This is a genomic window from Mycobacterium botniense, assembly GCF_010723305.1.
In the GTDB taxonomy this organism is placed as follows: domain Bacteria; phylum Actinomycetota; class Actinomycetes; order Mycobacteriales; family Mycobacteriaceae; genus Mycobacterium; species Mycobacterium botniense.
Genome location: NZ_BLKW01000002.1, coordinates 1,311,786 through 1,335,659, shown reverse-complemented (window position 1 = coordinate 1,335,659; position 23,874 = coordinate 1,311,786). Strand labels below are relative to the sequence as shown.

At 64.6% G+C, this 23,874-nt stretch carries 20 protein-coding genes; 9 read left to right on the top strand and 11 right to left on the bottom strand.

Annotated features, from left to right (window positions below; genetic code table 11):
- The first annotated feature begins 3 nt into the window (after positions 1–3).
- Together G6N08_RS06270 and mmpL3 are read left to right on the top strand one after the other, a co-directional pair.
- Complete coding sequence (locus G6N08_RS06270) at positions 4–723, top strand: NYN domain-containing protein (protein WP_163755318.1); 720 nt, start codon at positions 4–6, stop codon at positions 721–723.
- A 49-nt stretch (positions 724–772) separates the two neighbouring features.
- Positions 773–3,715 (top strand): trehalose monomycolate exporter MmpL3, encoded by a 2,943-nt coding sequence (gene mmpL3, locus G6N08_RS06265; protein WP_163755316.1) that lies wholly within the window; start codon positions 773–775, stop codon positions 3,713–3,715.
- Positions 3,716–4,060: 345 nt separating this feature from the next.
- Here the strand turns inward: mmpL3 and G6N08_RS06260 are convergent, their stop codons facing one another.
- Entirely contained in the window at positions 4,061–5,200 is a 1,140-nt protein-coding gene (locus tag G6N08_RS06260) for an AI-2E family transporter (protein ID WP_163755314.1), read from the bottom strand.
- A 117-nt stretch (positions 5,201–5,317) separates the two neighbouring features.
- Here G6N08_RS06260 and G6N08_RS06255 point away from each other — a divergent pair, with 117 nt between their 5' ends.
- Positions 5,318–6,514 carry a lysylphosphatidylglycerol synthase transmembrane domain-containing protein gene (locus G6N08_RS06255; protein WP_246216622.1) on the top strand — a complete coding sequence of 399 codons (1,197 nt, stop codon included), beginning with the start codon at positions 5,318–5,320 and terminating at the stop codon, positions 6,512–6,514.
- A 33-nt stretch (positions 6,515–6,547) separates the two neighbouring features.
- Here G6N08_RS06255 and G6N08_RS06250 read toward each other — a convergent pair whose 3' ends face one another.
- Complete coding sequence (locus G6N08_RS06250; protein ID WP_163755311.1) at positions 6,548–7,099, bottom strand: hemophore; 552 nt, start codon at positions 7,097–7,099, stop codon at positions 6,548–6,550.
- On the opposite strand from G6N08_RS06250, the gene G6N08_RS06245 reads away from it, so the two are divergent.
- From G6N08_RS06245 to G6N08_RS06235, 3 genes are all read left to right on the top strand, one after another.
- Complete coding sequence (locus tag G6N08_RS06245) at positions 7,086–7,325, top strand: hypothetical protein (protein WP_163755309.1); 240 nt, start codon at positions 7,086–7,088, stop codon at positions 7,323–7,325. The two genes, G6N08_RS06250 and G6N08_RS06245, sit on opposite strands and share 14 nt — an antisense overlap.
- A gap of 87 nt (positions 7,326–7,412) precedes the next feature.
- Positions 7,413–10,391, top strand: a complete 2,979-nt coding sequence (locus tag G6N08_RS06240; RefSeq protein WP_163756760.1) for an MMPL family transporter — start codon at positions 7,413–7,415, stop codon at positions 10,389–10,391.
- Positions 10,388–10,972, top strand: a complete 585-nt coding sequence (locus G6N08_RS06235) for a helix-turn-helix domain-containing protein (protein ID WP_163755307.1) — start codon at positions 10,388–10,390, stop codon at positions 10,970–10,972. Before G6N08_RS06240 ends, G6N08_RS06235 begins: the two co-directional genes overlap by 4 nt.
- Positions 10,973–11,019: 47 nt before the next feature.
- On the opposite strand, the gene G6N08_RS06230 is transcribed toward G6N08_RS06235, so the two are convergent.
- Both G6N08_RS06230 and G6N08_RS06225 read right to left on the bottom strand, forming a co-directional pair.
- The gene (locus G6N08_RS06230; protein ID WP_371868964.1) at positions 11,020–11,745 is read right to left on the bottom strand and encodes a hypothetical protein; all 726 of its coding nucleotides are present in this window, start codon (positions 11,743–11,745) and stop codon (positions 11,020–11,022) included.
- Entirely contained in the window at positions 11,742–12,467 is a 726-nt protein-coding gene (locus tag G6N08_RS06225; protein ID WP_163755305.1) for a hypothetical protein, read from the bottom strand. Before G6N08_RS06225 ends, G6N08_RS06230 begins: the two co-directional genes overlap by 4 nt.
- A gap of 524 nt (positions 12,468–12,991) precedes the next feature.
- On the opposite strand from G6N08_RS06225, the gene G6N08_RS06220 reads away from it, so the two are divergent.
- A complete protein-coding gene (locus G6N08_RS06220; protein ID WP_163755303.1) occupies positions 12,992–14,056 on the top strand; it encodes a hypothetical protein in 1,065 nt (354 codons plus the stop codon).
- A 237-nt stretch (positions 14,057–14,293) separates the two neighbouring features.
- On the opposite strand, the gene G6N08_RS06215 is transcribed toward G6N08_RS06220, so the two are convergent.
- Positions 14,294–14,983 carry a hypothetical protein gene (locus G6N08_RS06215; RefSeq protein WP_163755301.1) on the bottom strand — a complete coding sequence of 230 codons (690 nt, stop codon included), beginning with the start codon at positions 14,981–14,983 and terminating at the stop codon, positions 14,294–14,296.
- Complete coding sequence (locus G6N08_RS06210) at positions 14,980–15,603, bottom strand: hypothetical protein (RefSeq protein WP_163755300.1); 624 nt, start codon at positions 15,601–15,603, stop codon at positions 14,980–14,982. Before G6N08_RS06210 ends, G6N08_RS06215 begins: the two co-directional genes overlap by 4 nt.
- 84 nt (positions 15,604–15,687) lie before the next feature.
- Here G6N08_RS06210 and G6N08_RS06205 point away from each other — a divergent pair, with 84 nt between their 5' ends.
- Positions 15,688–17,682, top strand: a complete 1,995-nt coding sequence (locus G6N08_RS06205) for a M13 family metallopeptidase (RefSeq protein ID WP_163755298.1) — start codon at positions 15,688–15,690, stop codon at positions 17,680–17,682.
- 18 nt (positions 17,683–17,700) lie between these two features.
- On the opposite strand, the gene G6N08_RS06200 is transcribed toward G6N08_RS06205, so the two are convergent.
- The 3 genes from G6N08_RS06200 to ricR form a co-directional block, all read right to left on the bottom strand.
- Positions 17,701–18,699, bottom strand: a complete 999-nt coding sequence (locus G6N08_RS06200) for a L,D-transpeptidase (protein WP_163755296.1) — start codon at positions 18,697–18,699, stop codon at positions 17,701–17,703.
- A 134-nt stretch (positions 18,700–18,833) separates the two neighbouring features.
- Positions 18,834–20,057 carry an MFS transporter gene (locus tag G6N08_RS06195; RefSeq protein ID WP_163755295.1) on the bottom strand — a complete coding sequence of 408 codons (1,224 nt, stop codon included), beginning with the start codon at positions 20,055–20,057 and terminating at the stop codon, positions 18,834–18,836.
- A 108-nt stretch (positions 20,058–20,165) separates the two neighbouring features.
- Positions 20,166–20,456: a copper-sensing transcriptional repressor RicR gene (ricR, locus tag G6N08_RS06190; RefSeq protein WP_163755293.1), complete on the bottom strand. Its 291-nt coding sequence runs from the start codon at positions 20,454–20,456 to the stop codon at positions 20,166–20,168.
- 195 nt (positions 20,457–20,651) lie between these two features.
- On the opposite strand from ricR, the gene ilvD reads away from it, so the two are divergent.
- Positions 20,652–22,367: a dihydroxy-acid dehydratase gene (ilvD, locus tag G6N08_RS06185; RefSeq protein WP_163755291.1), complete on the top strand. Its 1,716-nt coding sequence runs from the start codon at positions 20,652–20,654 to the stop codon at positions 22,365–22,367.
- 90 nt (positions 22,368–22,457) lie between these two features.
- Here the strand turns inward: ilvD and G6N08_RS06180 are convergent, their stop codons facing one another.
- Entirely contained in the window at positions 22,458–22,901 is a 444-nt protein-coding gene (locus G6N08_RS06180; RefSeq protein WP_163755289.1) for an SPW repeat protein, read from the bottom strand.
- 208 nt (positions 22,902–23,109) lie between these two features.
- Entirely contained in the window at positions 23,110–23,769 is a 660-nt protein-coding gene (locus G6N08_RS06175) for an O-methyltransferase (RefSeq protein WP_163755288.1), read from the bottom strand.
- Positions 23,770–23,874 lie beyond the last annotated feature (105 nt).

The window sequence follows — 23,874 nt, the reverse complement described above, 5'->3', positions numbered from 1 at the left end:
CTGATGAGCATGACCGAAGAGACCACCCCGGCGGTCCCCGAGCCGGTCGCCCCGGTTGCTGTGGATCCATCGGTGAACGGAGTGGCCGGCTTCGGGCTGCCGGTCCGGCGGGTGTTGTTGGTGTGGGATGCGCCCAATCTCGACATGGGCTTAGGCTCGATCCTCGGCCGTCGGCCGACCGCTTTGGAACGCCCGCGTTTCGACGCGCTGGGCCGCTGGCTGTTGGCGCGCACCGCAGAGATCGCCGCTGATCATCGGGACGTCGTGGTCGAACCGGAAGCCACGGTTTTCACCAACGTCGCACCTGGCACAGCCGAAGTGGTGCGCCCGTGGGTCGACGCGTTGCGTAACGTGGGCTTTGCGGTTTTCGCCAAACCAAAGATCGACGACGACAGCGATGTCGACGGCGACATGCTCCGGCATATCGATCTCCGGTGCACCGAAGGACTTGCCGCGCTGGTAGTGGCCTCCGCCGACGGTCAGGCCTTCCGCCAACCGCTGGAGGAAATCGCACGCGCCGGGGTCCCCGTCCAGGTGCTCGGATTTCGCGAACACGCCAGTTGGGCGCTAGCGTCGGATAGCTTGGAGTTCGTCGACCTGGAGGACATCGACGGTGTGTTCCGGGAACCGTTGCCGCGAATCGGCCTAGATTCGCTGCCGGAGCAGGGAGCGTGGCTGCAGCCGTTCCGGCCGCTGTCCTCGCTACTGACCTCGCGTGTGTGAGACTGGAAAACCAATGCGCGCGTCGCCACGGATCCAGTAAGGAGCTTGTGTGTTCGCCTGGTGGGGTCGAACTGTCTACCGCTACCGATTCATCGTAATCGGCGTGCTGGTGGCGCTATGCCTCGGCGGCGGCATCTTCGGGTTGACGCTGGGCTCGCATGTGACCCAGAGCGGTTTTTACGACGACAGCAGCCAGTCAGTGAAGGCGTCAAAACTCGCCGACGAGGTCTACGGCCGGGACCGCACCGGTCACATCGTGGCGATCTTCCACGCTCCGGCCGGTAAAACGGTCACCGACCCGGCGTGGTCGAAGAAGATCGTGGCCGAACTCAACCAATTTCAACGCGACCACCCCAAACAGGTCCTCGGATGGGCCGGTTACCTCAGAGCGCCCGACTCGAAGAGCCACGTTGTTCAGGGCATGGTGACCCCGGACAAGAAGTACACCTTTGTCAGCATTCCCCTTCGGGGTGACGACGACGACACCATTCTCAACAACTACAAGGCCATCGCACCCGACCTGCAAAAGCTTGACGGCGGCACGGTCAAACTCGCCGGGTTGGAGCCGGTGGCCAACGCGTTGACCGGCACCATCGCCAAAGATCAGAGGCGAGCCGAAGTCCTGGCGTTGCCGCTGGTGGCAGTGGTGTTGTTCTTCGTGTTCGGAGGGGTGGTCGCCGCCGGCCTGCCGGTGATGGTCGGCGGGCTGTCCATCGCCGGTGCGCTGGGGATTATGCGACTCGTCGCGGTGTTCGGCCCGGTGCATTATTTCGCCCAGCCGGTGGTCACGCTGATCGGCCTCGGTCTGGCAATCGATTACGGGCTTTTTGTGGTGAGCCGCTTCCGTGAGGAGATCGCCGAGGGCTATGACACCGAGGCGGCGGTGCGTCGTGCGGTGATGACGGCCGGACGCACCGTGACGTTCTCGGCGGTGATCATCGTCGCCTCCGCGAGCGGATTGCTGCTGTTCCCGCAGGGCTTTCTGAGATCGCTGACCTACGCCATGATCGCGTCGGTCATGTTGTCGGCGGTGCTGTCGATCACCGTGTTGCCGGCCTGTCTCGGGCTGCTTGGGCGCCATGTCGACGCGCTCGGGGTACGGACACTATTCCGAATACCGTTGCTGGCGAACTGGAGATTTTCCCGCGCCTATTTGAGCTGGCTCGCCGACCTGCTGCAACGGACTAAAACGCGCGAAGAGGTCGAGGCCGGATTTTGGGGCAAGCTGGTCAACCGGGTGATGAAACGACCGGTGCTGTTCGCAGCCCCGATTATCATCGCTATGGTTTTGCTGATTATCCCGTTGGGCAATTTGCGGCTGGGAGGTATCAGCGAAAAATATCTGCCACCAAGCAACCCGGTGCGCCAGGCACAAGAAGAATTTGACAAGCTTTTTCCCGGCTACCGCACCGAGCCGCTGACCCTGGTGATCCAGACCGACAACCATCGACCTGTCACCGATCAGCAGATCGCCGACATTCGCAACCAGGCGATGGCGATCAGCGGATTCACCGACCCGAACCACGATCCGGCGCAGATGTGGCAGGAGCGCCCCTATGCGCAGGGCGCGTCGAAGAATCCGGCGGTCCGGGTCATCCAGAACGGCCTGGTCAACCGTAATGACGCGGCTCGGAAGGTCAGCGAGTTGCGCGCTATCACCGCCCCCAAGGGAGTTACCGTGTGGGTCGGTGGTACCCCGGCGCTGGAGCAGGACAGCATTCACGTGCTGTTCGCAAAGCTGCCCTTGATGCTGGTGATCCTGATCAGCACCACCACCGTGCTGATGTTCCTGGCGTTTGGATCGGTGGTGCTGCCGATCAAGGCCGCGGTGATGAGCGCGCTGACGCTGGGGTCGACACTGGGCATCTTGACCTGGATATTTGTCGAGGGACACTTCTCCAGGTGGCTGAATTTCACTCCGACCCCATTAACGGCGCCGGTGATCGGGCTGGTCATCGCCGTGGGGTACGGGTTAGCCACCGATTACGAGGTGTTCTTGGTCTCCCGCATGGTCGAGGCGCGAGAACGCGGCATGTCGACCGCTGAGGCTATCCGCATCGGAACGGCAACCACCGGGCGGATCATTACCGCCGCTGCACTGATCCTCGCCGTAGTCGCGGGCGCATTCGTGTTCTCCGATCTGGTGATGATGAAATACCTGGCGTTCGGATTGATCGCGGCGTTACTGCTGGACGCCACCGTGGTGCGGATGTTCCTGGTGCCATCGGTGATGAAGCTGCTCGGTGACGACTGCTGGTGGGCGCCGCGCTGGATGAAGCGGCTGCAGAACCGTATCGGGCTCGGCGAAATCCATCTGCCCGACGAGCGTAAAGTGCGGCCCGCTGTGGCCAGATATGGCGGTGATCGGCCTCCAGTCGCGATGCGCGGCCCGATCGCCACCGCGCCGCGACCGCCGCACGACCCCACCCACCCGGCCGTCGGCGGGCCGCCGCGTTCACGCGCGGCGCAGCGACCGGAGCAGAGAGCTCAAATCACCCCGTCAGCGGCGAGCACGACCCGGATGCCCGCCGGCGCGGGAGAGGCTGAGGAGCCGCCAACGACTCGCCTCTCCACCGGGGGCGCCGCGATGAAAGCATCCCCGGCCACTCAGCGTCCCCGAAAAGCCCGCACAGCACCGCCGCAGGGTCGTGAAATCGAGTCTTGGCTCAGCGAGCTGCGGGGCAACCGCAAGCACGGCGATCACGCTGGTGACCCACGCGACCCGGAAGAGAGCGCACCGCCACCGCCGCCGTCTGCCGGTCAGACCCGAGCAATACCCGTTCCGCAGCACTTTTCAGGCCATGAGCAGAACGACGCCGAGGATTCCACTACGGCGCTTCCCGTGTCGTCACCCCAGGACAATGACGCCGAGGCGGCGACCGAAAAAATCGACACCAGAGAACAGCACGGCGATAACGCCGACAACACCCGTCCGCGCCGCGGTGGCGGGCTCAGTGCTCAAGATTTGCTGCGCCGCGAAGGCCGCTTCTAAACCTTCTCAACTGTTTTCAACCTTCTCAACTGGAATGAGGCTGCGGCTTCCAACGGCTTCTCAACTGGAATGAGGCTGCGGCTTCCAACGGCACGCCGCGCCTGGGGCCGCCGCGCTCCTCGGTGCCATCCCTTGGGCCTTGACCGGTCCCCTGAAATCCCAGTAGACCCAGTTTTTCGCAGCCCGCTACTCGGAGCGGTCCCCTGACCCCAATAGTCGGACCAGCTCCTCGCAGCCCGCTACTCGGAGCGGTCCTCTGACCCCAATAGTCGGACCAGCTCCTCGCAGCCCGCTACTCGGAGCGGTCCTCTGACCCCAATAGTCGGACCAGCTCCTCGCAGCCCGCTACTCGGAGCGGTCCTCCAGGCTGTCCGGCTCCGCCTGCATGATGGCTGAACCCTCACCGTCGTGAGTGAGCGGTTCAGTGGACGGCTGCGACGCCGTCAAAACCCGAAATGCGTTGTTGAGAAACGCTACCGTCGGAACAGCCAGCAACGCTCCGACAACCCCGGCCAGCACCCCGCCCGTCGAGATGGCGAGTACCACAGCCAGCGGATGGATCGACACCGCACGGCCCATCACGAGCGGCTGCAAAATATGTGCCTCAAGTTGGTTCACTCCGATGAGCACGCCCAAAGTGATCAGCGCATAGATAAACCCTTTAGCCAACAGCGCGACCACTACAGCCAGAAAGCCGCTGATCACAGCACCGACTAGCGGAATAAAAGCTCCCAGAAACACCAGCGAGGCCAGCGGCAGCGCCAACGGCACCCCCATGATCGCCAGCCCAGTGCCCACCCCCGCAGCGTCCACCAGCGCCACCAAAAATGTTGCCCGCACATAGCCGATCAGCGACCTGAATCCAGCGCTGCCGGCAGCGCGTACCCGATCCCGCACGCGCACCGGGAAGATTTTGGTCACGTAGTGCCAGATGTTGCGCCCCCCGTAGAGAAAGAAGATCAGCGTGAACAGCATCATCAACGCGCCCGTGACAACCTCGGTCACGGTGGCCGCCGTGGACACCGCGCCGCTGGTCAACTTCTCTTGGTTGTTGCGCAGTGCTTGGATGGCCGCATTCCCGGCGTTGTCGATCTGCGCGCGACTCAGATGCAGCGGTCCTTCGATCAGCCATTTGCGGACGGAATCGATGCTGCGCGTTACTTGTTCGACCAGCCCGGGCAACCCGATGACGAACTGGCTGATGACGAACGCGAGGATGCCACCTACGATCGCCATGCCGGTAAGCAGGACCAGCGCCACCGCCCCACCGCGAGGGGCGCCGCGGCGATTCAGCCAGTCCACCGCCGGCACCAGCAACGCCGTCAACATCAACGCCACCAGTACCGGAACGACGACGATCGCGAGCCGCCTGGCTAGCCAGAAAAACGCGACCGCCGCGGCCAGGATGACCAACAAGCGCCAAGCCCACGCCGCGGTTTTACGGACAATCGGCTCGACCGAATCGTCGTCAGGGGTCGACGGCATGGGCGTAAGCGTAGCTGTCGCACCCGCACCACCACTGGTCACGCTGACGACGGTATGCGACACGACGCATGCGGCAAACGTGATTGCGGGACGACCCGCGCGGCTACCCTGAACCACGTGTCGCAAGACGCGCCGGCCCGCAACCGCCGTCAGCAGGATGCGGCTGCACGCGGCAGGTATTGGTGGGTCCGATGGGCGGTTCTCGCCGTTGTGGCCGCCATTCTCGCGGTCGAGATCGCCCTGGTGTGGGACCAGTTGGCCAAGGCCTGGACAAGCCTGTACTCGGCCAAGTGGTGGTGGCTGCTCGCCGCGGCGCTGGCCGCCGCCGCATCGATCCACAGCTTTGCTCAGATCCAACGCACTTTGCTGAAGTCCGCTGGGGTGCACGTGAAGCAGTGGCGCTCCGAGGCGGCCTACTACGCCGCCAACTCGCTGAGCACCACGCTGCCCGGGGGGCCGGTACTCTCAGCCACGTTTCTGCTTCGACAGCAACGACTCTGGGGTGCGTCGACGCTGGTGGCATCGTGGCAGCTGGTGATGTCGGGCGTGTTGCAGGCGGTGGGGTTAGCACTACTCGGGCTGGGTGGCGCCTTTCTGCTGGGCGCGAAAAACAACCCGTTCTCATTGCTCTTTACGCTGGGTGGTTTCGTCGCATTGTTGCTGCTGGGTCAGGCGGTGGCCTCACGACCCGAGCTGATGGACGGGATCGGGTTGCGCGTCCTGTCGTGGGTGAACTCAATCCGCGGCAAACCGGCCGACACCGGGGTGGACAAGTGGCGTGAGATCCTCATGCAGCTCGAATCGGTCAGCCTGAGCCGCCGCGACTTGACAATCGCGTTCAGCTGGTCACTCTTCAACTGGGTCGCCGATGTCGCCTGTCTGGGCTTCGCGGCCTATGCCACCGGTGACAACGCGTCCCTCGCCGGTTTGACGGTCGCTTATGCGGCGGCCCGCGCGGTCGGGTCGCTCCCGCTGATGCCGGGCGGTCTCTTGGTTGTCGAGGCAGTGCTGGTGCCCGGTCTGGTATCCAGTGGTATGTCGCTGCCGTCGGCCATCTCGGCCATGCTGATCTACCGGGCGATCAGCTGGCTGCTCATCGCCGCTATCGGCTGGGTGGTGTTCTTCTTCATGTTCCGCACCTCAAATGAGGTCGACCCAGACGCCGAGAAGGACAGCCTCGACGAGAAGACGATGTCGGCGTCGCACACCCCCGAATCCTCGTTGGCCGAACCGACCGACACGCCGCTGCAGGGGCCGCTGCCTCCACCCGAACCGCATACCCAAAGCCCAGACCCGCGGAATCCTCGGCGCTGAGCACCGGTCGGGGTTGGGCAACGGTTGTCAGCTCTACCTGCCGGGAGCAGGCGATACCGGCGCCGGACCTGGGCGCGGCCCAATCGGTGCCGGCGGCGCAGCCGGGGCGGGGCCCGCAGGGACGCTCCCCGCTGTCCCGACCGCTGGCTGCGGCCCGGCCAGCCCGGACAGCCCTGCCGGGAGCCCGCCCTGGCCTTGCGTGGCCTGCATCAATCCGAGCACCTGAGGAATCGTGATCGGCAGCTGGCATTGGGTGGACAGGCCGGTCAGCGGCTGGGAGATGGTCTGCAGATCGCTGGCGACTTTGGGATTGGCGTCGAAATAGTTCTTCAGCAACGTAATCGACTGCGGCCCCGCGGGCTGCTGCAAGATCGTGGTCATCGCCCGGTTCGTCTCCGGATGCGAGTCCAGGTAGTCGCCCGTCGATTTAGCAACCGAACCGGCTGTTTTCGCAACCTCGCTGGCGGCGCAGGGATCCGGTGCGGCGATCGCCAACGCGCCTATCCGAGCCGCAGCGGCAACCCCACCCAGTGCCGTGACGGTCAAAACGCCCGCGAGTCGGCGGCGCGCGGTGGTCGTCATCATCGATAACTCCTTACGGTTCGCGGATATCGACCCTGGCAAGCGGCTGCGGTCAAATCACCGCGCCCGCGAACGGCCACCCGACATCCTGCCATCCCCGGCGGCGCCGCCGCCAAATCCTCAGGCGGAACAGCAGCACGATGAGACCGCACTGTTGGTATGGGCTCACCAGCTGCGCGCACGTTACCAACCGGCCACCGATACCAAGTTGTTGCAGCTCAACGGCTGATAAGCCCAACTAATTTACCGCATGCTGCGGTAGGCTCACGTGCACGCAACGCCGGAAGATGCGGGGAGACCGAAAATCCAGCAGTTCATGATGCGCCTCAGCGGCACACTGCGCAGATTCCGCTGGCTGGTCTTCACAGGGTGGTTGCTGGCTTTGGCGCCGGCGATCTACCTGGCGCTGACTCAGTCGGGTCATCTCACCGGCGGAGGTTTCGAGGTTGCCGGATCGCAGTCACTGACTGTGCACGACCAACTCGAAAACCATTACCGCGACCAGGGAGCATCACCGCTGGCTTTGGTGGCGGCCCCGCGCGCGGATGCCAGCTACCAAGACATGAACACCGCCGTCGCGTTTTTGAAGCGGGTCGCTGGCGAAGTTCCCAGCGTGTCGGTGCTGCCTGACCAGCGCCAGCCCGCTCCACGGCCTGACCGCCCGTATGTGGTCTCGCTGCGCCTGGACTTCGATAACACCGGGGCGAGTGACGTGGCGAAAAAGCTGCGCGACAGACTCGGCGTCCGCGGCGATCAGCCCGGGCAGATCGATAACGGCAGGGTGCGGCTGTATGTCATCGGGCAGGGCGCGCTGAGCGCGGCCGCTGCAGCAAACACCAAACACGATATCGCCGACGCGGAACGCTGGAACCTGCCCATCATCCTGATCGTGTTGCTCGCGGTGTTCGGTTCGCTGGCCGCGGCGGCCATCCCGCTGGCGCTGGGCATCTGCACCGTGGTGATCACCATGGGAGTGGTCTACCTCCTCTCGGCCCATACCACGATGTCGGTATTTGTGACCTCGACCGTGTCCATGTTCGGCATCGCGCTCGCGGTGGACTACTCGCTGTTCATTTTGATGCGCTTCCGCGAGGAGCTGCGCGCCGGGCGCCAGCCCCAGGAGGCCATCGACGCGGCCATGGCAACGTCGGGTCTCGCGGTGGTGCTGTCCGGGATGACAGTCATCGCCTCACTGACCGGGATCTATGTCATCAACACCCCGGCGCTGGCGTCGATGGCCACCGGAGCGATTCTCGCGGTGGCGGTCGCGATGTTGACGTCAGCCACGTTGACGCCGGCCGTGCTCGCCACATTCGGGCGGGCGGCGGCTAAGCGGTCGGCGCTACTGCACTGGTCGCGGCGGCCGGAGAGCACTCAATCGCGCTTCTGGAGCCGCTGGATCGGCTGGGTGATGCACCGTCCGTGGGCATCGGCGCTGGCAGCGTCGACGCTCCTGATCGCCATGGCAGCGCCCGCGTTGTCGCTGACCCTGGGCAATAGCCTGTTGCGGCAATTCGATTCGTCGCATGAGATTCGCGCCGGCGTGGCGGCAGCTGCCCAGGCGCTTGGGCCCGGCGCGTTGGGTCCGATCCAGGTGCTGGTGACTTTCCCGGATGCTGAAGCGTCCTCGCCCGCGCACAGCCAGGCGCTGGACGCAGTCCGTGACGAGATGAAGCGCGCTCCCGAAATCATCTCGGTGTCGCCGCCGATATTCGCCGACAACAACAGCAGCGCGCTACTGAACGCGGTGCTCTCCGTTGATCCCGAGGACATGCGCGCGCGGGAAACCGTTGACTGGATGCGCACGCACCTCCCCGAGGTGCCGGGCCTCGGATCGGCCCAAGTGGATGTGGGCGGTCCGACTGCGTTGATCAAAGACTTCGACGATCGGGTGTCGGCGACTGAACCGCTGGTGTTGGTGTTTGTCGCCCTGATCGCGTTCGTGATGTTGCTTGTCTCGATCCATTCGGTGTTTCTGGCGTTCAAGGGCGTGCTGATGACCGTGCTGTCGGTGGCCGCGGCCTACGGCAGCCTGGTGATGGTGTTCCAGTGGGGCTGGCTGGACAAACTCGGTTTCGCACCGATCCGGTCGATCGATAGCACCGTGCCTCCCCTGGTGCTGGCAATGACGTTCGGGTTGTCGATGGACTACGAGATCTTTCTTTTGACCCGCATCCGGGAACGTTTCCTGCAGTTCGGTGAAACCCGCGATGCGGTCGCCTACGGGGTGAGCACCAGTGCACGGACCATCACCAGCGCCGCGCTGATCATGATCGCGGTGTTCATCGGCTTCGCATTCGCCGGTATGCCGCTGGTCGCGGAAATCGGTGTGGCGTGCGCCGTGGCGATCGCGGTGGATGCCACCGTCGTGCGCTTGGTGCTGGTTCCGGCCCTGATGGCGATGTTCGACCAATGGAATTGGTGGCTGCCCGGCTGGCTGGCTCGCATACTGCCGTCGGTTGACTTCGAGCGGCCACTGCCCAAGGTGGACCTCGGTGGTGTCGTGCTCATCCCCGATGACATCCCCGCCCCGGTGGTGCCCAGCGCCGATCTGCGAATGGTGCTGAAATCAGCGGCCAGGTTTAAGCATCTGGCTCCGCAGACGATTTGCGTTTCCGACCCGCTGGCCTTCACCGGCTGCTTGCGCGGCGCCGACCTGCACGCCCAGGCCAAGGGTGGCGACGCCGCCGCTCACCGCGAAGCGCTGGTGGGCGCGACCACTCTCGCCGGCGGCCAGTCGATGGCGCGAAAGCTCGTCAGCGGTTTGTCTTCTCGCAACGGCCGCGGGAACGCACAGACGGCGCGGGCGATGCATCCGGTTACCTTGTGGCGGGAACGGCTCACCATCGCCCTTGATGCCCTCGAAACCGAGGCCGCCGAGCGTGCGGCTGCTTCCCCGATGGTCCAGCGGCGCAGTCCGGTGGAGACCACCTTCGTCCAGCTGCCCACTGGCGACCGGCTTCAGATTCCCACCGGCGCGGAAACGCTGCGTCTCCAGGGTTACCTGATCATGTGCCGAAACAGCCACCGCGACTACGCGGAATTTGCGGAGTTGGTCGCGGCGATGGAGCCCGAGACCGCCGCTGTGGTGCTGGCCGGGATGGATAGGTACTACTGTTGTGAAGCACACCGGGGGCACCCGATCGCCACCCAGCTAGTTCGCCGGCTTGCCGACCCGCATCCAGCTGACCTCGCCGATGAGGATTGGTCTGATACCGATGCGAGGGCACACTGGGAGCAGGTCACGAAGCGCTGCTTGGCGGTGGCGGTCGCGATGCTGGAGGAGACGAGGTGACGTTGGCAGCGGATCCACGCCCCGGGCCGACACCTCAACGGCCTGCGCCGGACCGGCACCCTGGAGAGGTTCCGCCATCGCCGTCAGCAGACCGGCGTACGGGGATGCCGCGCCCACAGCCGGGTGCCCAGCCAGACAATCACGGGAACCGGCCCGTCGAATTTTGGTCGACAGCGGCGATCCGCTCAGCGCTGGAGAATGGCGATATCAATATTTGGAAGCAGATTGCTGCCGCGCTAAAGCGCGACCCGTACGGGCGGACTGCCCGCCAGGTCGAAGAGGTTCTCGAGGGCACCCGGCCCTACGGGATCTCCAAAGCGCTCTGGGAGGTGCTCGACCGCGCCCGCATACATCTGGAGGCCGATGAACGCGCGGAAGTGGCCCGTCACGTGCGCCTACTAATCGAACGATCAGGCCTGGGTGAGCAGGAATTCGCGTCCCGTATCGGCGTCAGCGTCGACGAACTGAGTAGCTATCTCGACGCCAGGGTCAGCCCGTCGGCGTCGCTGATGATTCGGATGCGCCGGCTATCCGATCGCTTCGCCAAGCTGCGGTCCCGACACTCGCCAAACCCAGGCTGAGCCGGGCGCCGGGGGCGCCGACAATAACTGCGGCGCTGACTGCCGGATCAGTGGACATGCGCCGGCAATATGTCGGCGACGAGCCAGCGGTCTCCCTTTTTCGCCAGCTTCATTCGCAGCGCGATCACCGTGTGGATGGGCGTCACATCGGGCCTGCTCTGGGTGCCCCGCATCACCACCACCACGGTGGCCGCTGGCGGCCTGAGCGCCAGAACACCAGCCGCGACGAGCTGGGATTCGGCTGTGACCATGTTTTGGGCCAGCGCGGCTTTGGATTTCTCGTAGCGGTCTTTCAGCACCGATGCACTTTCTGGCAACATCATGGCCTCAGCGCGTTTGAGGGACGCTGCCGGGTCGACCGGGGAAAACGACGCCATCGCCTCTGCCACGGCAGTGGCCACCCGAACCACTTCGGTGGTGTCGCGGTCGAGCTCACGGTCGCGCACCGTCCAGCCGAAATACCCGAGGATTACCGCTGCCAGGAGCGCGGTCGTGCAGATGATGACCACGACCAGCCGCAGCCACGGTCTCTGGTCGTTTGTCCCGATCGTCCCCGGCCCGCGACCCTGCACGAAGTTGGCCACTGCGCCCACGATGATCAGCACCACCAGGGTTGAGCAGGCCGACACCCACCACGGTGGCCAGCGCAGCACGATTCCGATCATCACCAGCCCGGCGATGGTGGCTAGCGGCGCGGCGATATCGTAGGCCAGCACCCGCCACCAGCGGCGCAGAGTTGCCGCCGAAGGCGCGAGAGTGCGGATACCTTTCATCGGATCGGTTGTAGCCCCGAGATCATGAACTTGCCCGCCGCGTCAGACACGTTCAGCAGCAGATTCCAATACACGCGCTGCGGCTTGCCTTCCTTGTTCACAGCGCCCGAGGTGGCGAGCACCAGGACGGTCTCGGTGCGGGTTCCCCGGGATACGGCAGCGGCTGGCGCCGTCCCGAGGTCGAGTTTTTGAGGCAACGAAACGATGGCCACCGCCTCGACACGCCCACCGCGAGACTGCAACTTCAGCAATGTGTCTCGAAACGGCATGAGCGTGGGGTCGAACTCGGCGTTGAGCGGGCCGGTGGTTTGCTCACGCAAGCGATGCAGCACGCGCTCGGCATTGTCTTTGTTGATGTTGAGCAACAGGCTGGCCCATTCGGCCGCGGTCTTTTTGACCTCGGTGCGGTAGTGCCCCTCTTCGTCGGCCCTGCGATGCATTGACCAGGTAATCGCGCTGAACACCAGCGCGGCCACCGAGACCAGCCCCAGAATGGCCGACGCGATGCCGTAGCCGGAGAACACTTTGCCCGGCTTGGGCGCCGAAACGACGCCACCGTCAGTCGGCTGCGGCGCGTGGTCGTCGGCACCGGGGCCGGCGGCCTCTTCTCGCAGCAGCGCGGTAGCCGCGGCCTCAGCACCGTTCGCCGGTTCGGCGGTGATCTCGTCGGGCTCCGAAGGAACCTCGCCCGGCTCTTTTTTGGCGTGTTTGCCTTCGGTCACGGCGACGAGGGTATCAACTAACCATGCCACCGCGGTCGCGGGCCCGATCAGCAGGCCGGCCGCCGACGTGGGAACCCGCCTCCGGGGCTGGATTGCCCGTAGAGTTCGCCCAGCTGCAGCCATATTGCTGCGACCGGTCAGGTCCCAGAACTCCCGTTTAATTCCCCTGGACAGCCACCAGCCAATCCGGCACAGCACTTCCCCACATCATCGGATGTTGCACTGATACCTGCCAGCTTTCGGCAGACACAAAATTGAGCGGGCGAGCGGGAATCTCCGGAGACGATCAACAGCGTCAATCCCTTTGTAAAAAGTTTAGACATTATCGACCACCATCATTACTTTGTGGTAGCGATCCGGCATCGATTTTATTACATATTCGTATCGGTTGACGTGAGTGCAATTACGCTAGGGCCGTCCCTGCACCACCTCGCACGATTAGGAGATATGCCGTGATGGCCATTCAGCGACGCAACCGTGGTACTTGTAAGCCCCGCCGCCGCCAAGGAGTTCGCGCCGCGGCTGTGGGCCCGGTGGTCGGTGCCGCGCTGGCCGCCGCCGTGATTCCCGCGCCTACCGCCCCCGCTGCCCACGCCGACATCCTCGATCTCCTCCTAGACCCTGCGTTGTGGGCTGATGTGATCGGCGGCAACCTCCTGGGCGCTGACCTGGTGAACGGCGCCAACCTCGGCGGACCGTTTGCAGATTATCTGGGATCGGTCGACCCTGCCGCGTTCACCGCCGACGGTGCCGCGGCCACCCCCCTCGGCAGCTTGGCCCTCGAGCTTGATAACGCGTTACCCGGCCCTGTCGACACGCTGACCGCACCGCTGGCACGTAACCTCGGGGGGCTGGTTTCCGACGTCTACGGTCTGCTCAATATCGGGAATACCGTCATCGCCTTGGATAAGAACGTCGCCACGCTGAACGCTGATTTGCCTGCCCTTGACGCGAACATCACAACGTTGGACGGGCACGTCGTCACGCTCGGCGGAGAAGTCACCGGTCTCCAGAGCACTGTCGAAACCCTCAACGGCAACGTCACCGGGCTCGACAACACCGTCACCGGCCTCAACAGCAACGTCACCAGCCTCGACAACACCGTCACCGGCCTCAACAGCAACGTCACCAGCCTCGACAACACCGTCACCGGGCTCAACAGCAACGTCACCGGCCTCGACAACACCGTCACCGGCCTCAACAGCAACGTCACCAGCCTCGAAAACACCGTCACCGGCCTCGACAACACCGTCACCGGGCTCAACAGCAACGTCACCAGCCTCGACAACACCGTCACCGGCCTCGACAACACCGTCACCGGGCTCAACAGCAACGTCACCAGCCTCGACAACACCGTCACCGGGCTCAACAGCAACGTCACCGGCCTCGACAACACCGTCACCGGGCTCAACAGCAACGTCACCAGCCTCGACAACACCGTCACCGGCCTCGACAACACCGTCACCGGCCTCGAGGACGGCGTCGGAACCCTGAACGGCAACGTCGACGTACTGAACGGCCTCCTGCCAACTCTGACAACATCCGTCGTGAACCTGTGCAATAACATTCCGTTTAGCAGCGGTTGTTAGTGCGCGCAGGGCTTGAGCTGCTGTCGGATAGCCCCGGCAACGTCTGATCTCCCGTCAGGCCAGGCTCTGCCGGGGCAATCCGCTTCCTCTGCCGATCTTCCTTTCCCGCGCTTTCGGAGCCAAATCCAGCCACTACAGCAGAAGCCAGCTGGGCCGATATCAGCGGTGACGCCAAGGACGCCGAACTGTCACCGCCATGACCAGGCCCCGCACAGCACTGCACCCGATGCGACTGGGCTAGCGGGCGTTGAGCGGGAACACGTCGGACACCAGCCACTGACCGCTGCGCTTGGTCAATGTCACCCGCAGTGCCAGCACCGCATGGCTGGGGGGTTGGCCCGGGACGTTCTGTGTGCCGCGCAAGATCACCGCCACACTGGCCGCCGACGGCCCGAGCGCCTCGACACCCGCCGACAAGGTTGACGCCTGCGCAGTGACGTTGCGCTGGGCCAGGTCAGCGATGGACTTGGCAAAATGCTCTTTAAACGCGGTCGCCTGCTCCGGAGCCATCATCGCCGCGGCCCGGTCGACCGACGCGCTGGGAGCTTGCGGAGAAAACGTCGCCGTCGCCTCTGCCATGTCGGTGGCGATCCCGACCACTTCGCGCGAGTCGCGCTTGAAGTCACGGTCTGGTATCGACCAGCAGGCAAACCCTGTCACTACCGCGGCAACCAGCGCCGCCGTGCATACCGCAACAACGGCCAGCCGCAGCAGGGGCGCGTCGTCGTCGGTACCGACAGTAACCGAATCACGTCGCAGCAGAACGAAATTGACGACCACGCCTTCAACAATGAGTAGGACAAGCACGGTACACAACGACACCCACCACCGCGGCCAGCTCAGGACGATTCCGATCATGAGCAAGGCGGCGATGGCGCCCAATGGTGCGGCGATGTCGAAGGCCAGCACTCGCCACAGGTTTCTCATCGGATCGACCCCAGCCGCGAGATCATCAGCCTACCGTCTACCTCGGAAACATCCAGCCGCAGGTTCCAGTGCACCGTCTGGGGTTGGGCGCCAGCATTTTCAGCGACCGATGTCGCAACCACCATGACGGTATCGGTGCGTCTGGCGATCGACCGTGGCAACGGGTCAGGCGGGGGGGCCGGACTGGCTGCTGCTGACGAGCCGAGATCGCGGTGCACTGATTCGATCGCCACCGCTTCGATCCGGCCGCTGCTGCGGGACCGCAACCGCTGCACAACCTGCCGGTAGGGCTGCATGGCAGCGTCGAAATCGACATTGAGTTCACCGATGGTGTCCTCGTGCAACTTCTGCAGACTGGTGTCGATGTTGTCGCTATTCATATTGATCAGCACGCCGGTCCATTCGGCGGCGGTCTGCAAGACTCGGCTCTGGTAAGCACGCTCGTCGAGATCACGGCGATGCACCGACCAGATAATCGCCGCAAGCACGATCGCGGCGACCGACAACACGCCCAGGACGGCAGACGCGACGCCGTATGCCGAGAAGACCCGCTCATGCGACGGTTCAGGCGCGGCGGCGTCATCTCCGCCCGCCGCCTCGGTCAGCTGCGCGTCTGACATGGCCGTGAGGCTACCCCCCACTGGATTCGTCGCAACGACGCAGGCAGAACCGCTGCGCTGGCCGCGGCATGCGAGTATGGCGGCGTGACGCGAGAAACCATCCGTTCAGGCATCGACCTGAGCTTCGTCGACACCGATATCCGTCCGCAAGACGACCTGTTCGGTCATGTCAACGGCCGCTGGCTGGCCGAGTATCAGATCCCAGCCGACCGCGCCACCGACGGCGCCTTCCGCGCCTTATTCGACCGGGCTGAAGCCCAGGTCCGTGACCTGCTCACCGACGCCAGCCAAGCCCGGGCAACGGTAGGGACGGATGAGCAACGCATCGGCGATCTTTACGCCAGTTTCCTCGACGAAGACACCGTCGAACGCCGGGGCCTGCAACCGCTGCACGACGAATTGGCCATGATCGATGGCGCCGGCGACCGCGGGGCACTGGCGACGGTCCTGGGCGTCCTGCAACGCAGCGGCGTCGGCGGCGGTGTCGGGGTGTACGTCGACACCGATGCGAAAGATTCCACCCGGTATCTGGCGCACCTCACCCAGTCCGGCATCGGATTACCCGACGAGTCCTATTACCGCGACGACCGACACGCTGAGGTGCGGGCGGTCTACCCGGATCACATTGCCCGCATGTTCGCGCTCGTGTACGGGGGCAGCCCCGACGGTTACGCCGATACGGCCGCCCGTATCGTGGCGCTGGAGGCCTCGATCGCCGATGCGCACTGGGATGTGGTCAAACGCCGTGACGCCGAGCTCACTTATAACGTGCGCACATTCGCGGCGCTGCACGATGAAGCGCCGGGATTCGACTGGGCTGCCTGGGTGACTGCCCTCGGCAGTTCTCCTGACTCCCTCGCGGAACTTGTTGTGCGCCAGCCGGACTATCTAGCCGCATTCGCGTCATTGTGGGAGAATCGGGATTTCGACGACTGGAAGCACTGGGCGCGTTGGCGGGTGATACACGCCCGTGCACCGCTGTTGACCGGTGATGTGGTCGCAGAGGACTTCGCGTTTTATGGCCGTACGCTCACCGGGGCCGAACAGATCCGGGAACGGTGGAAGCGGGGCGTTTCACTGGTCGAGCAGCTGATGGGCGATGCTGTCGGAAAACTCTACGTAGAGCGGCATTTCCCGCCTAAAGCCAAGGAGCGCATCGACGCTCTGGTCGCGAATCTGCTGGAAGCCTACCGAATCAGCATCAGCGGTCTGGACTGGATGACACCACAGACCCGGGAACGCGCACTGGCTAAACTGGCGAAATTCACCGCAAAAGTCGGCTACCCCAAGAAATGGCGAGACTACTCCAAACTTGTGATTGACCGCAGTGACCTGTATGGCAATTACCAACGGGGCTATGCCATCAACTACGACCGCGAGCTGAGTAAGCTCGGCCGGCCGGTCGACCGTGATGAATGGTTCATGACGCCGCAGACCGTCAACGCTTACTACAACCCAGGTCTCAACGAAATCGTTTTTCCGGCAGCGATTCTGCAGCCGCCGTTCTTCGACGCCGACGCAGACGACGCCGCCAATTACGGCGGTATAGGGGCGGTTATCGGACACGAGATCGGGCACGGTTTCGACGACCAGGGTGCCAAATACGACGGAGACGGGAATCTTGTCGACTGGTGGACCGACGAAGACCGCGCGGAGTTTGCCGCGCGCACCACGGCCCTGATCGAGCAATACGACGGCTACACACCGAGGGATCTGACGAACCGCGATGACACTCCGCATGTCCAAGGTGCGTTCACCGTGGGTGAGAACATCGGTGATCTGGGCGGGCTGTCCATCGCGCTGTTGGCCTACCAACTCTCACTCAACGGCGAACCCGCTCCCGTCATCGACGGTCTGACCGGTCTGCAGCGCGTGTTCTTCGGTTGGGCCCAGGTGTGGCGCGCTAAATCGCGTGAGGCCGAAGCGATCCGGCGGTTAGCGGTGGATCCGCACTCACCGCCTGAGTTTCGGTGCAACGGCGTCGTGCGTAACATCGACGCCTTCTACGATGCTTTCGGTGTCGTCGAAACCGATCGGCTTTACCTCGACCCGCAGCGTCGGGTTAGCATCTGGAACTGAACCGCGAGCAGCCAGCCGCTACATCTGCCAGTCGTTTGAGCCGTCGTTTTTGTTGTAGGTGCCCACGGAGTTTTTCACCACGATGGGGTCGCCGCTGCCGAAGTTGTCGTAGAACCACCGTGCATTGGCTGGACTGATGTTGATACAGCCGTGGCTGACGTTGCGCACACCCTGATCTGCCACCGACCATGGCGCGCTGTGCACAAAGTTGCCGCTGTTGTCGAACCGCACGGCATCGGTCACCGTCACCTTGTAGCCGTATGGCGAATTGACCGGCACCCCGTATGTCGAGGAATCCATCACCACCGTCGGCAGCTTCTCCAGCACGTAGTATGTGCCGTTGGGCGTCTGGTGGCCGCCGGCGGCCATACCCATCGACATGGGGATGACCTTTTCCACCTTGCCATTACGAGTAACCGTCATCTGGTGGGTAGCGTCGTCGGCCGTCGCCACCAGCGCGTCGCCTGTCTTGAAGCTCGACTTGGTGCCGCCCGCGTCGATGTTGACGGTCGTGTGGGCGGGCCAGAAATTAAGTGGCCGCCATCGCACTTGAGTCGGGCTCATCCAGTAGAACTTTCCCGGCACCGGCGGCTCCGACGAGATGTGAATCGCTCTTTCGGCCATCGCGGTGTCAGCAATCGGCCGCTGGAAGTTGATGATGATCGGTTTGGCCACTCCGACCGTCGCCCCGTCGACCGGATTGAACGAGGGCGGCAAAAACGGTGGCTCACCGACGAACGGCGTCGGGTCCTGCCCGGCGACCGGCCCCGCCGGTGCTGCGGCAGCCTCGACCGGCGCCGGCGGTGGCCCTAGTTGCTCGGGGGCGGGTGGGGGTGCCGGCGCCTCGGGTGCGGGCGGCCCCGGTGGATCGGCGGGAGCAGCACCGGCCGGCGAGGGATCAGCCGGGGGCGGCTGATCAGGATCAGCCAGCGCCGGCGCACTGGCCAGCGTCAGGACAGCGGCTACGCCAGCGGTGCTGAAAACGGCGAGAAGCGCACTTCTCGTCGATCGCGACATCTGCAATAACCTCCAGTCACTTGCTCAGCCCAGTGTTGCATAGCGAACAGGCCAGCTACCGTTTCCGCGGCCGCCCCCGGCCTGACGGCCCGGCTTGCCCGGCCCTGTGGTTAATCGCCGGCGAGGCGTGAACGTTACGCGTGGCCGAGCGGGGGAACCTCAAAGACATGCCGCGTTGCTGTCATCGCCGCCAGCGCCGCCCCCATCAGCACCGCCGACGCGCCGAGCATCGTCGGCACACTGTATCCGTAAAGCAGGCCCCCGGCGAGCGAGCCGGCCGTGATGCCAATCTGAAATGCCGCCATGTAAAGCCCGGACGCCCCATCGGGGTCATCGGCGCCTGCCCGCATCGCCGCAGCTTGCAACATCGGTGACGCCCCGTTGGCTGTGCCGCCCCACAGCACGAATGCGCCCGCTCCGATCAACACCGTCGCGGTGGTCGACCATGCGCCGAATGCCAACACCGTCAGCACGACGAAGACCCCCGACAGCACGGCCGTGCACGTGATAACGGTGGCCTTGGGGTGGCGGTCCACCGGACGCGCCACCAGCGGCATCGCTGCCAGCCCGGCGATGCCGTAGGCAGCCAGCAGCCATGCCGTATTCGGTCCCCGGACCCCGACAACATCGCGGATGATCACCACGATGAAGGTGTAGGAGATGTAGTGGCCGGTGACGGCGATGAGGGTAAGCACGCTGACCGTGAGCAGCCGCCTGTTGCGGTGATGATGCGCGCGGGGCCCGACGGTGAGAAGCTGCTCGGCGCTGAGCACAAGCGGAGGCAACACCACCCAGGCCGCTACCGTGATCAGTGCCGCGACGACGGTGATGGCTGCCACAGCCACCCGCCAGCCCCACACAAAGCTGAGCGCCGCCGTGAGCGGGCTGCCGACCACAACGGCCAGGCTGATCCCGACATAGGTCGCCGTCGTCGCACGTCCGTGGTGGCTGGCCGGCACCAGCCGGGTCGCGATCGGAGCTACCACCGACAACATCAGACCGTGGGTGATCGCGCACAGCATCCGCGCGCACGCCAGCACCGCGAAGTTGGGTGCGACCGCGGAAATCAGCTGTGATCCGGTGAGGCACACCAATGTCATCAGCAGCGCTGTGCGCCGCGGCCAGTGCGCCGTCCAGCGCACCAACGGGATCGTCGTCAACGCGGCAACCAGGGCATACCACGCAAGCAGGGTTCCGACCACCGGCACGCTGACGTGCAAATCGCGCGCAATGGCGGGCAGCGCGCCCACCGGCAAGATTTCAGCGGTGACGTAGATAAAAGCCGCAGCCGCCAACACCGCCAACTGCACGGCGATCCGCGGCGTCCAGGTCCGGCCGGTCGACGTTTCGGCTGTCATCTCGTCCGATGCGGCGTCGAAAGGCTTGCGGCGCGATCGCGCCGCTCCTACCACACGGGCTGGCCCCACGGCCACTACTCAACCATGGATGTCGCCGGTGCGCGCGGATCACGATCGAACGAGTCGCGCGATAGCCGCCGACGCCTCGGCGAGCTTGCCCTCCGCGTCATCTCCGCCTGCGGCCACCGCACGGGTGACGCAATGGCCCAGGTGTTCGTCGAGCAGGTTGAGCGCCACCGACCGCAATGCACTGTTGACGGCGCTGATCTGGGTGAGGATATCGATGCAGTACTTGTCCTGCTCGATCATTTTGGCGATGCCGCGCACCTGGCCCTCGATGCGACGCAGCCGCTTGGCATAGTTCTCCTTTTGCTGGGAGTAGCCGTGTGCGGATGTCATTTCCCTCCACCATCTCCCTCCGACGTTGTGTCCATCGTGTCGTCGATCGCCCGCTGTGCGCACGACGGTGCGCAGCGGCGTCCTTACGATCCCGGTCGTCGGCGATACGCGTGCTACCGCTCACCGTACCGCATACCGGGGCGGGGTATTTCCCGGCGATTTTGGGGAACATCGCCTGGCGCGCATACTGAGACGATGCCCGAGATCAATGACGCCCCCGAGGTCGCCGACCTCAAACCCCGCAGCCGTGACGTCACTGACGGTCTGGAAAAAGCCGCCGCCCGCGGCATGCTGCGAGCGGTGGGTATGGGCGACGACGACTTCGACAAACCCCAGATCGGGGTGGCGTCATCGTGGAATGAGATCACCCCGTGCAACCTGTCGTTGGATCGGCTGGCCAAAGCCGCCAAGGACGGTGTGTTCGCGGCGGGTGGCTATCCGCTTGAGTTCGCGACGATTTCGGTATCCGACGGCATATCGATGGGCCATGAGGGCATGCACTTTTCACTGCCATCACGGGAGCTCATCGCTGACAGCGTCGAAACGGTGATGCAGGCTGAGCGGTTCGACGGCATGCTGCTTTTGGCCGGCTGTGATAAGTCGCTGCCGGGGATGCTGATGGCGGCAGCCAGGCTGGATCTGGCGGCGGTATTCCTCTACGCGGGCACCATCCTGCCCGGCCGCGCCAAGTTGCATGACGGCACCGAACGCGACGTCACAATCATCGATGCGTTCGAGGCGGTGGGTGCGTGCGCCCGCGGGTTGATGCCTCGCGAGGACGTCGACGCGATCGAACGGGCCATCTGTCCCGGCGAGGGCGCGTGCGGCGGAATGTACACAGCCAATACCATGGCCAGCGCGGCCGAGGCGCTCGGCATGTCGCTGCCCGGCAGTGCGGCGCCGCCGGCTACCGATCGGCGCCGCGACGGGTTCGCGCGGCGCAGCGGCCAAGCGGTGGTCGAGTTGCTGCGCCGCGGCATCACCGCCCGTGACATCCTCACCAAGGAGGCGTTCGAGAACGCTATCGCGGTGGTCATGGCATTCGGCGGTTCGACCAATGCGGTGTTGCACCTGCTGGCAATCGCCTACGAGGCCAATGTCAAGCTCTCGCTGGAGGATTTCAGCCGGATCGGAGCGCGGGTGCCGCACTTGGCTGATGTCAAGCCTTTCGGTCGCCACGTGATGTTCGACGTCGACCGCATCGGCGGGGTACCGGTCGTGATGAAGGCATTACTGGACGCCGGCCTGTTGCACGGCGACTGCCTGACGGTGACCGGGAAAACCATGGCCGAAAACCTCGCCGCCATCGCCCCGCCGGATCCGGACGGCAAAGTGCTGCGCGCCCTGGACAACCCGCTCGCCCCGACCGGGGGGATCACGATCCTGCACGGCTCGCTGGCGCCGGAGGGCGCAGTGGTCAAAACAGCCGGTATCGAATCACGGGTATTCGAAGGCACAGCAAGGGTGTTCGACCGCGAGCGGGCCGCGCTCGATGCTCTGGAAGACGGCACCATCACCGCCGGAGACGTGGTGGTGATCCGCTACGAAGGCCCCAAGGGCGGCCCGGGAATGCGGGAAATGCTCGCCATCACCGGCGCGATCAAAGGGGCGGGCTTGGGCAAGGATGTGCTGCTGCTGACAGACGGCAGATTCTCCGGCGGAACCACCGGCTTCTGCGTCGGCCACATCGCTCCGGAGGCGGTTGACGGGGGACCGATCGCACTGCTCCGTGACGGTGACCGGGTCCGGCTGGACGTAGCCAACAGCACCCTCGACGTGTTAGTGGATCCCGACGAGTTCAGCTCCCGCCGAGCAGGATTCGCACCACTGCCGCCACGCTATACCACGGGTGTCTTGGCCAAGTACACCAAGCTCGTGGGCTCGGCGGCCACGGGTGCGGTATGTATGTAGCACGTAGCACCGCCGGGGCAATCACGACATCAGCGCACCCCTCCCGGCTGGGAGTCACCCAGCAGGGAGGGGTAGGTCGGAGCCGCCGTGTCAGGCGTGCTGCGCTTCCGGGCTACGCGCGCGCATACCGAAGTACACCGCGTTCAAACCCAGGAACGTCAACACCGCACCGGCGATCACATTCGACCAGATCATGCCGCCGTGCGGCGACACGTGGTGCAGGATCCACGGCGAAACGGCGAACCATACACCGAAGACCGGAAGCGTCCAGGTCATGCCGTGCGTACGGTCCAGTGCCGCCGCGAACCCATAGGCCAGCACCGCACACACGAGGCCCACGACGAGGTCGTTGACGGTCAGCGCTCTCGTCGTACTGAACCCGACGATCCACGGCGACAGGGCCGCGTAGACCGCCGCCAGCAACGTGAGGCCGAAGGTGGTCTGCGCGGTCATCGACTCCGCAGCACGCTCGTAGCGGGCACGCAGAGCCAACAAATCAGGGTGTTGTTCGATTGATGGATGAACTGTACTCATTTTGCAACCTTTCTGTTATGCAGCAAGCGGTTTGGGCTCACCGCCACCCATCCATCGCCTCCAACATTACGCTCGGCCAGCAACTGTCAGCAACGTAATCGGACGACGCCCATGGTTCGCGAAGCCGGCGGTCTCGGCATCCGGGCGCAAATGCCTGTCAGGCTCTGCGCAGGGAATGCGGTAACTGCTACACCGTGGTCGGCAGTGACTACTTCACCACGGCAATCGCGAATCCGTCCCACCTCTTGGCGCCGACGGTTTGGATCACGGCGGTGTCCAGCCGCGGATGTTCGCCCATCAGCTGCAGCGTCTGGCGCGTCGCCTGCGCCTCACGGTTGTCCGGAGCAGGCGCCAAAATCTCCCCTTCACGAATGACGTTGTCAACCACAATAACTGAGCCCGTATGCGCCAACCGCACAGCCCATTCCAGATAGGCGCCGTAGTTTTCCTTGTCGGCATCGATGAACACCAGGTCGAAAGGGCCGCCGGTCAGGGTGGGCAGCGTGTCCAACGCGGCACCGACCACCACCTGGACTCGCTCTCCGACGCCGGCGCGGTTGAGGTTCTCCCGCGCGACCTCCGCGTACCTCGGCTGGTATTCCAGTGTCACCACCCGCCCCTCGGGCCCGGTCCCGCGCGCCAGCCACAACGTGCTGAAGCCGCCGAGTGTGCCAATCTCCAGTACACGGCGTGCCCGGATGGCGTTCGCGAGCACACACAGGAATTTGCCTTGCTGTGTCGACACCGCGATACGTGGTAATCCCGCCGCGTCACTGGCTTTTAACGTCGCGGATAACGCCGGATCGTCTCCCACCACGAGGCTGTCCAGATAGGCATCGACCTCTTGCGCAGTCGGCTGCTCACCCATAGGGCCAACGCTAGTCGGCCTGCTCTATCAGGCTGCTCCCCGGGTAGGCCGGTGGCCCGCGCTGCTCGAGGGTTTACTATATACCCGTACGGGGTATATGCTTCG

Bases quoted from the DNA above. Each gene is read 5' to 3' on its own strand.
- G6N08_RS06215 (WP_163755301.1), bottom strand. From the start codon at position 14,983: ATGAGAAACCTGTGGCGAGTGCTGGCCTTCGACATCGCCGCACCATTG.
- G6N08_RS06200 (WP_163755296.1), bottom strand. From the start codon at position 18,699: ATGTCGCGATCGACGAGAAGTGCGCTTCTCGCCGTTTTCAGCACCGCT.
- ilvD (WP_163755291.1), top strand. From the start codon at position 20,652: ATGCCCGAGATCAATGACGCCCCCGAGGTCGCCGACCTCAAACCCCGC.
- ricR (WP_163755293.1), bottom strand. From the start codon at position 20,456: ATGACATCCGCACACGGCTACTCCCAGCAAAAGGAGAACTATGCCAAG.
- G6N08_RS06210 (WP_163755300.1), bottom strand. From the start codon at position 15,603: ATGTCAGACGCGCAGCTGACCGAGGCGGCGGGCGGAGATGACGCCGCC.
- G6N08_RS06230 (WP_371868964.1), bottom strand. From the start codon at position 11,745: ATGAAAGGTATCCGCACTCTCGCGCCTTCGGCGGCAACTCTGCGCCGC.
- G6N08_RS06180 (WP_163755289.1), bottom strand. From the start codon at position 22,901: ATGAGTACAGTTCATCCATCAATCGAACAACACCCTGATTTGTTGGCT.
- G6N08_RS06270 (WP_163755318.1), top strand. From the start codon at position 4: ATGAGCATGACCGAAGAGACCACCCCGGCGGTCCCCGAGCCGGTCGCC.
- G6N08_RS06260 (WP_163755314.1), bottom strand. From the start codon at position 5,200: ATGCCGTCGACCCCTGACGACGATTCGGTCGAGCCGATTGTCCGTAAA.
- G6N08_RS06250 (WP_163755311.1), bottom strand. From the start codon at position 7,099: ATGATGACGACCACCGCGCGCCGCCGACTCGCGGGCGTTTTGACCGTC.
- G6N08_RS06175 (WP_163755288.1), bottom strand. From the start codon at position 23,769: ATGGGTGAGCAGCCGACTGCGCAAGAGGTCGATGCCTATCTGGACAGC.
- G6N08_RS06240 (WP_163756760.1), top strand. From the start codon at position 7,413: ATGATGCGCCTCAGCGGCACACTGCGCAGATTCCGCTGGCTGGTCTTC.
- G6N08_RS06195 (WP_163755295.1), bottom strand. From the start codon at position 20,057: ATGACAGCCGAAACGTCGACCGGCCGGACCTGGACGCCGCGGATCGCC.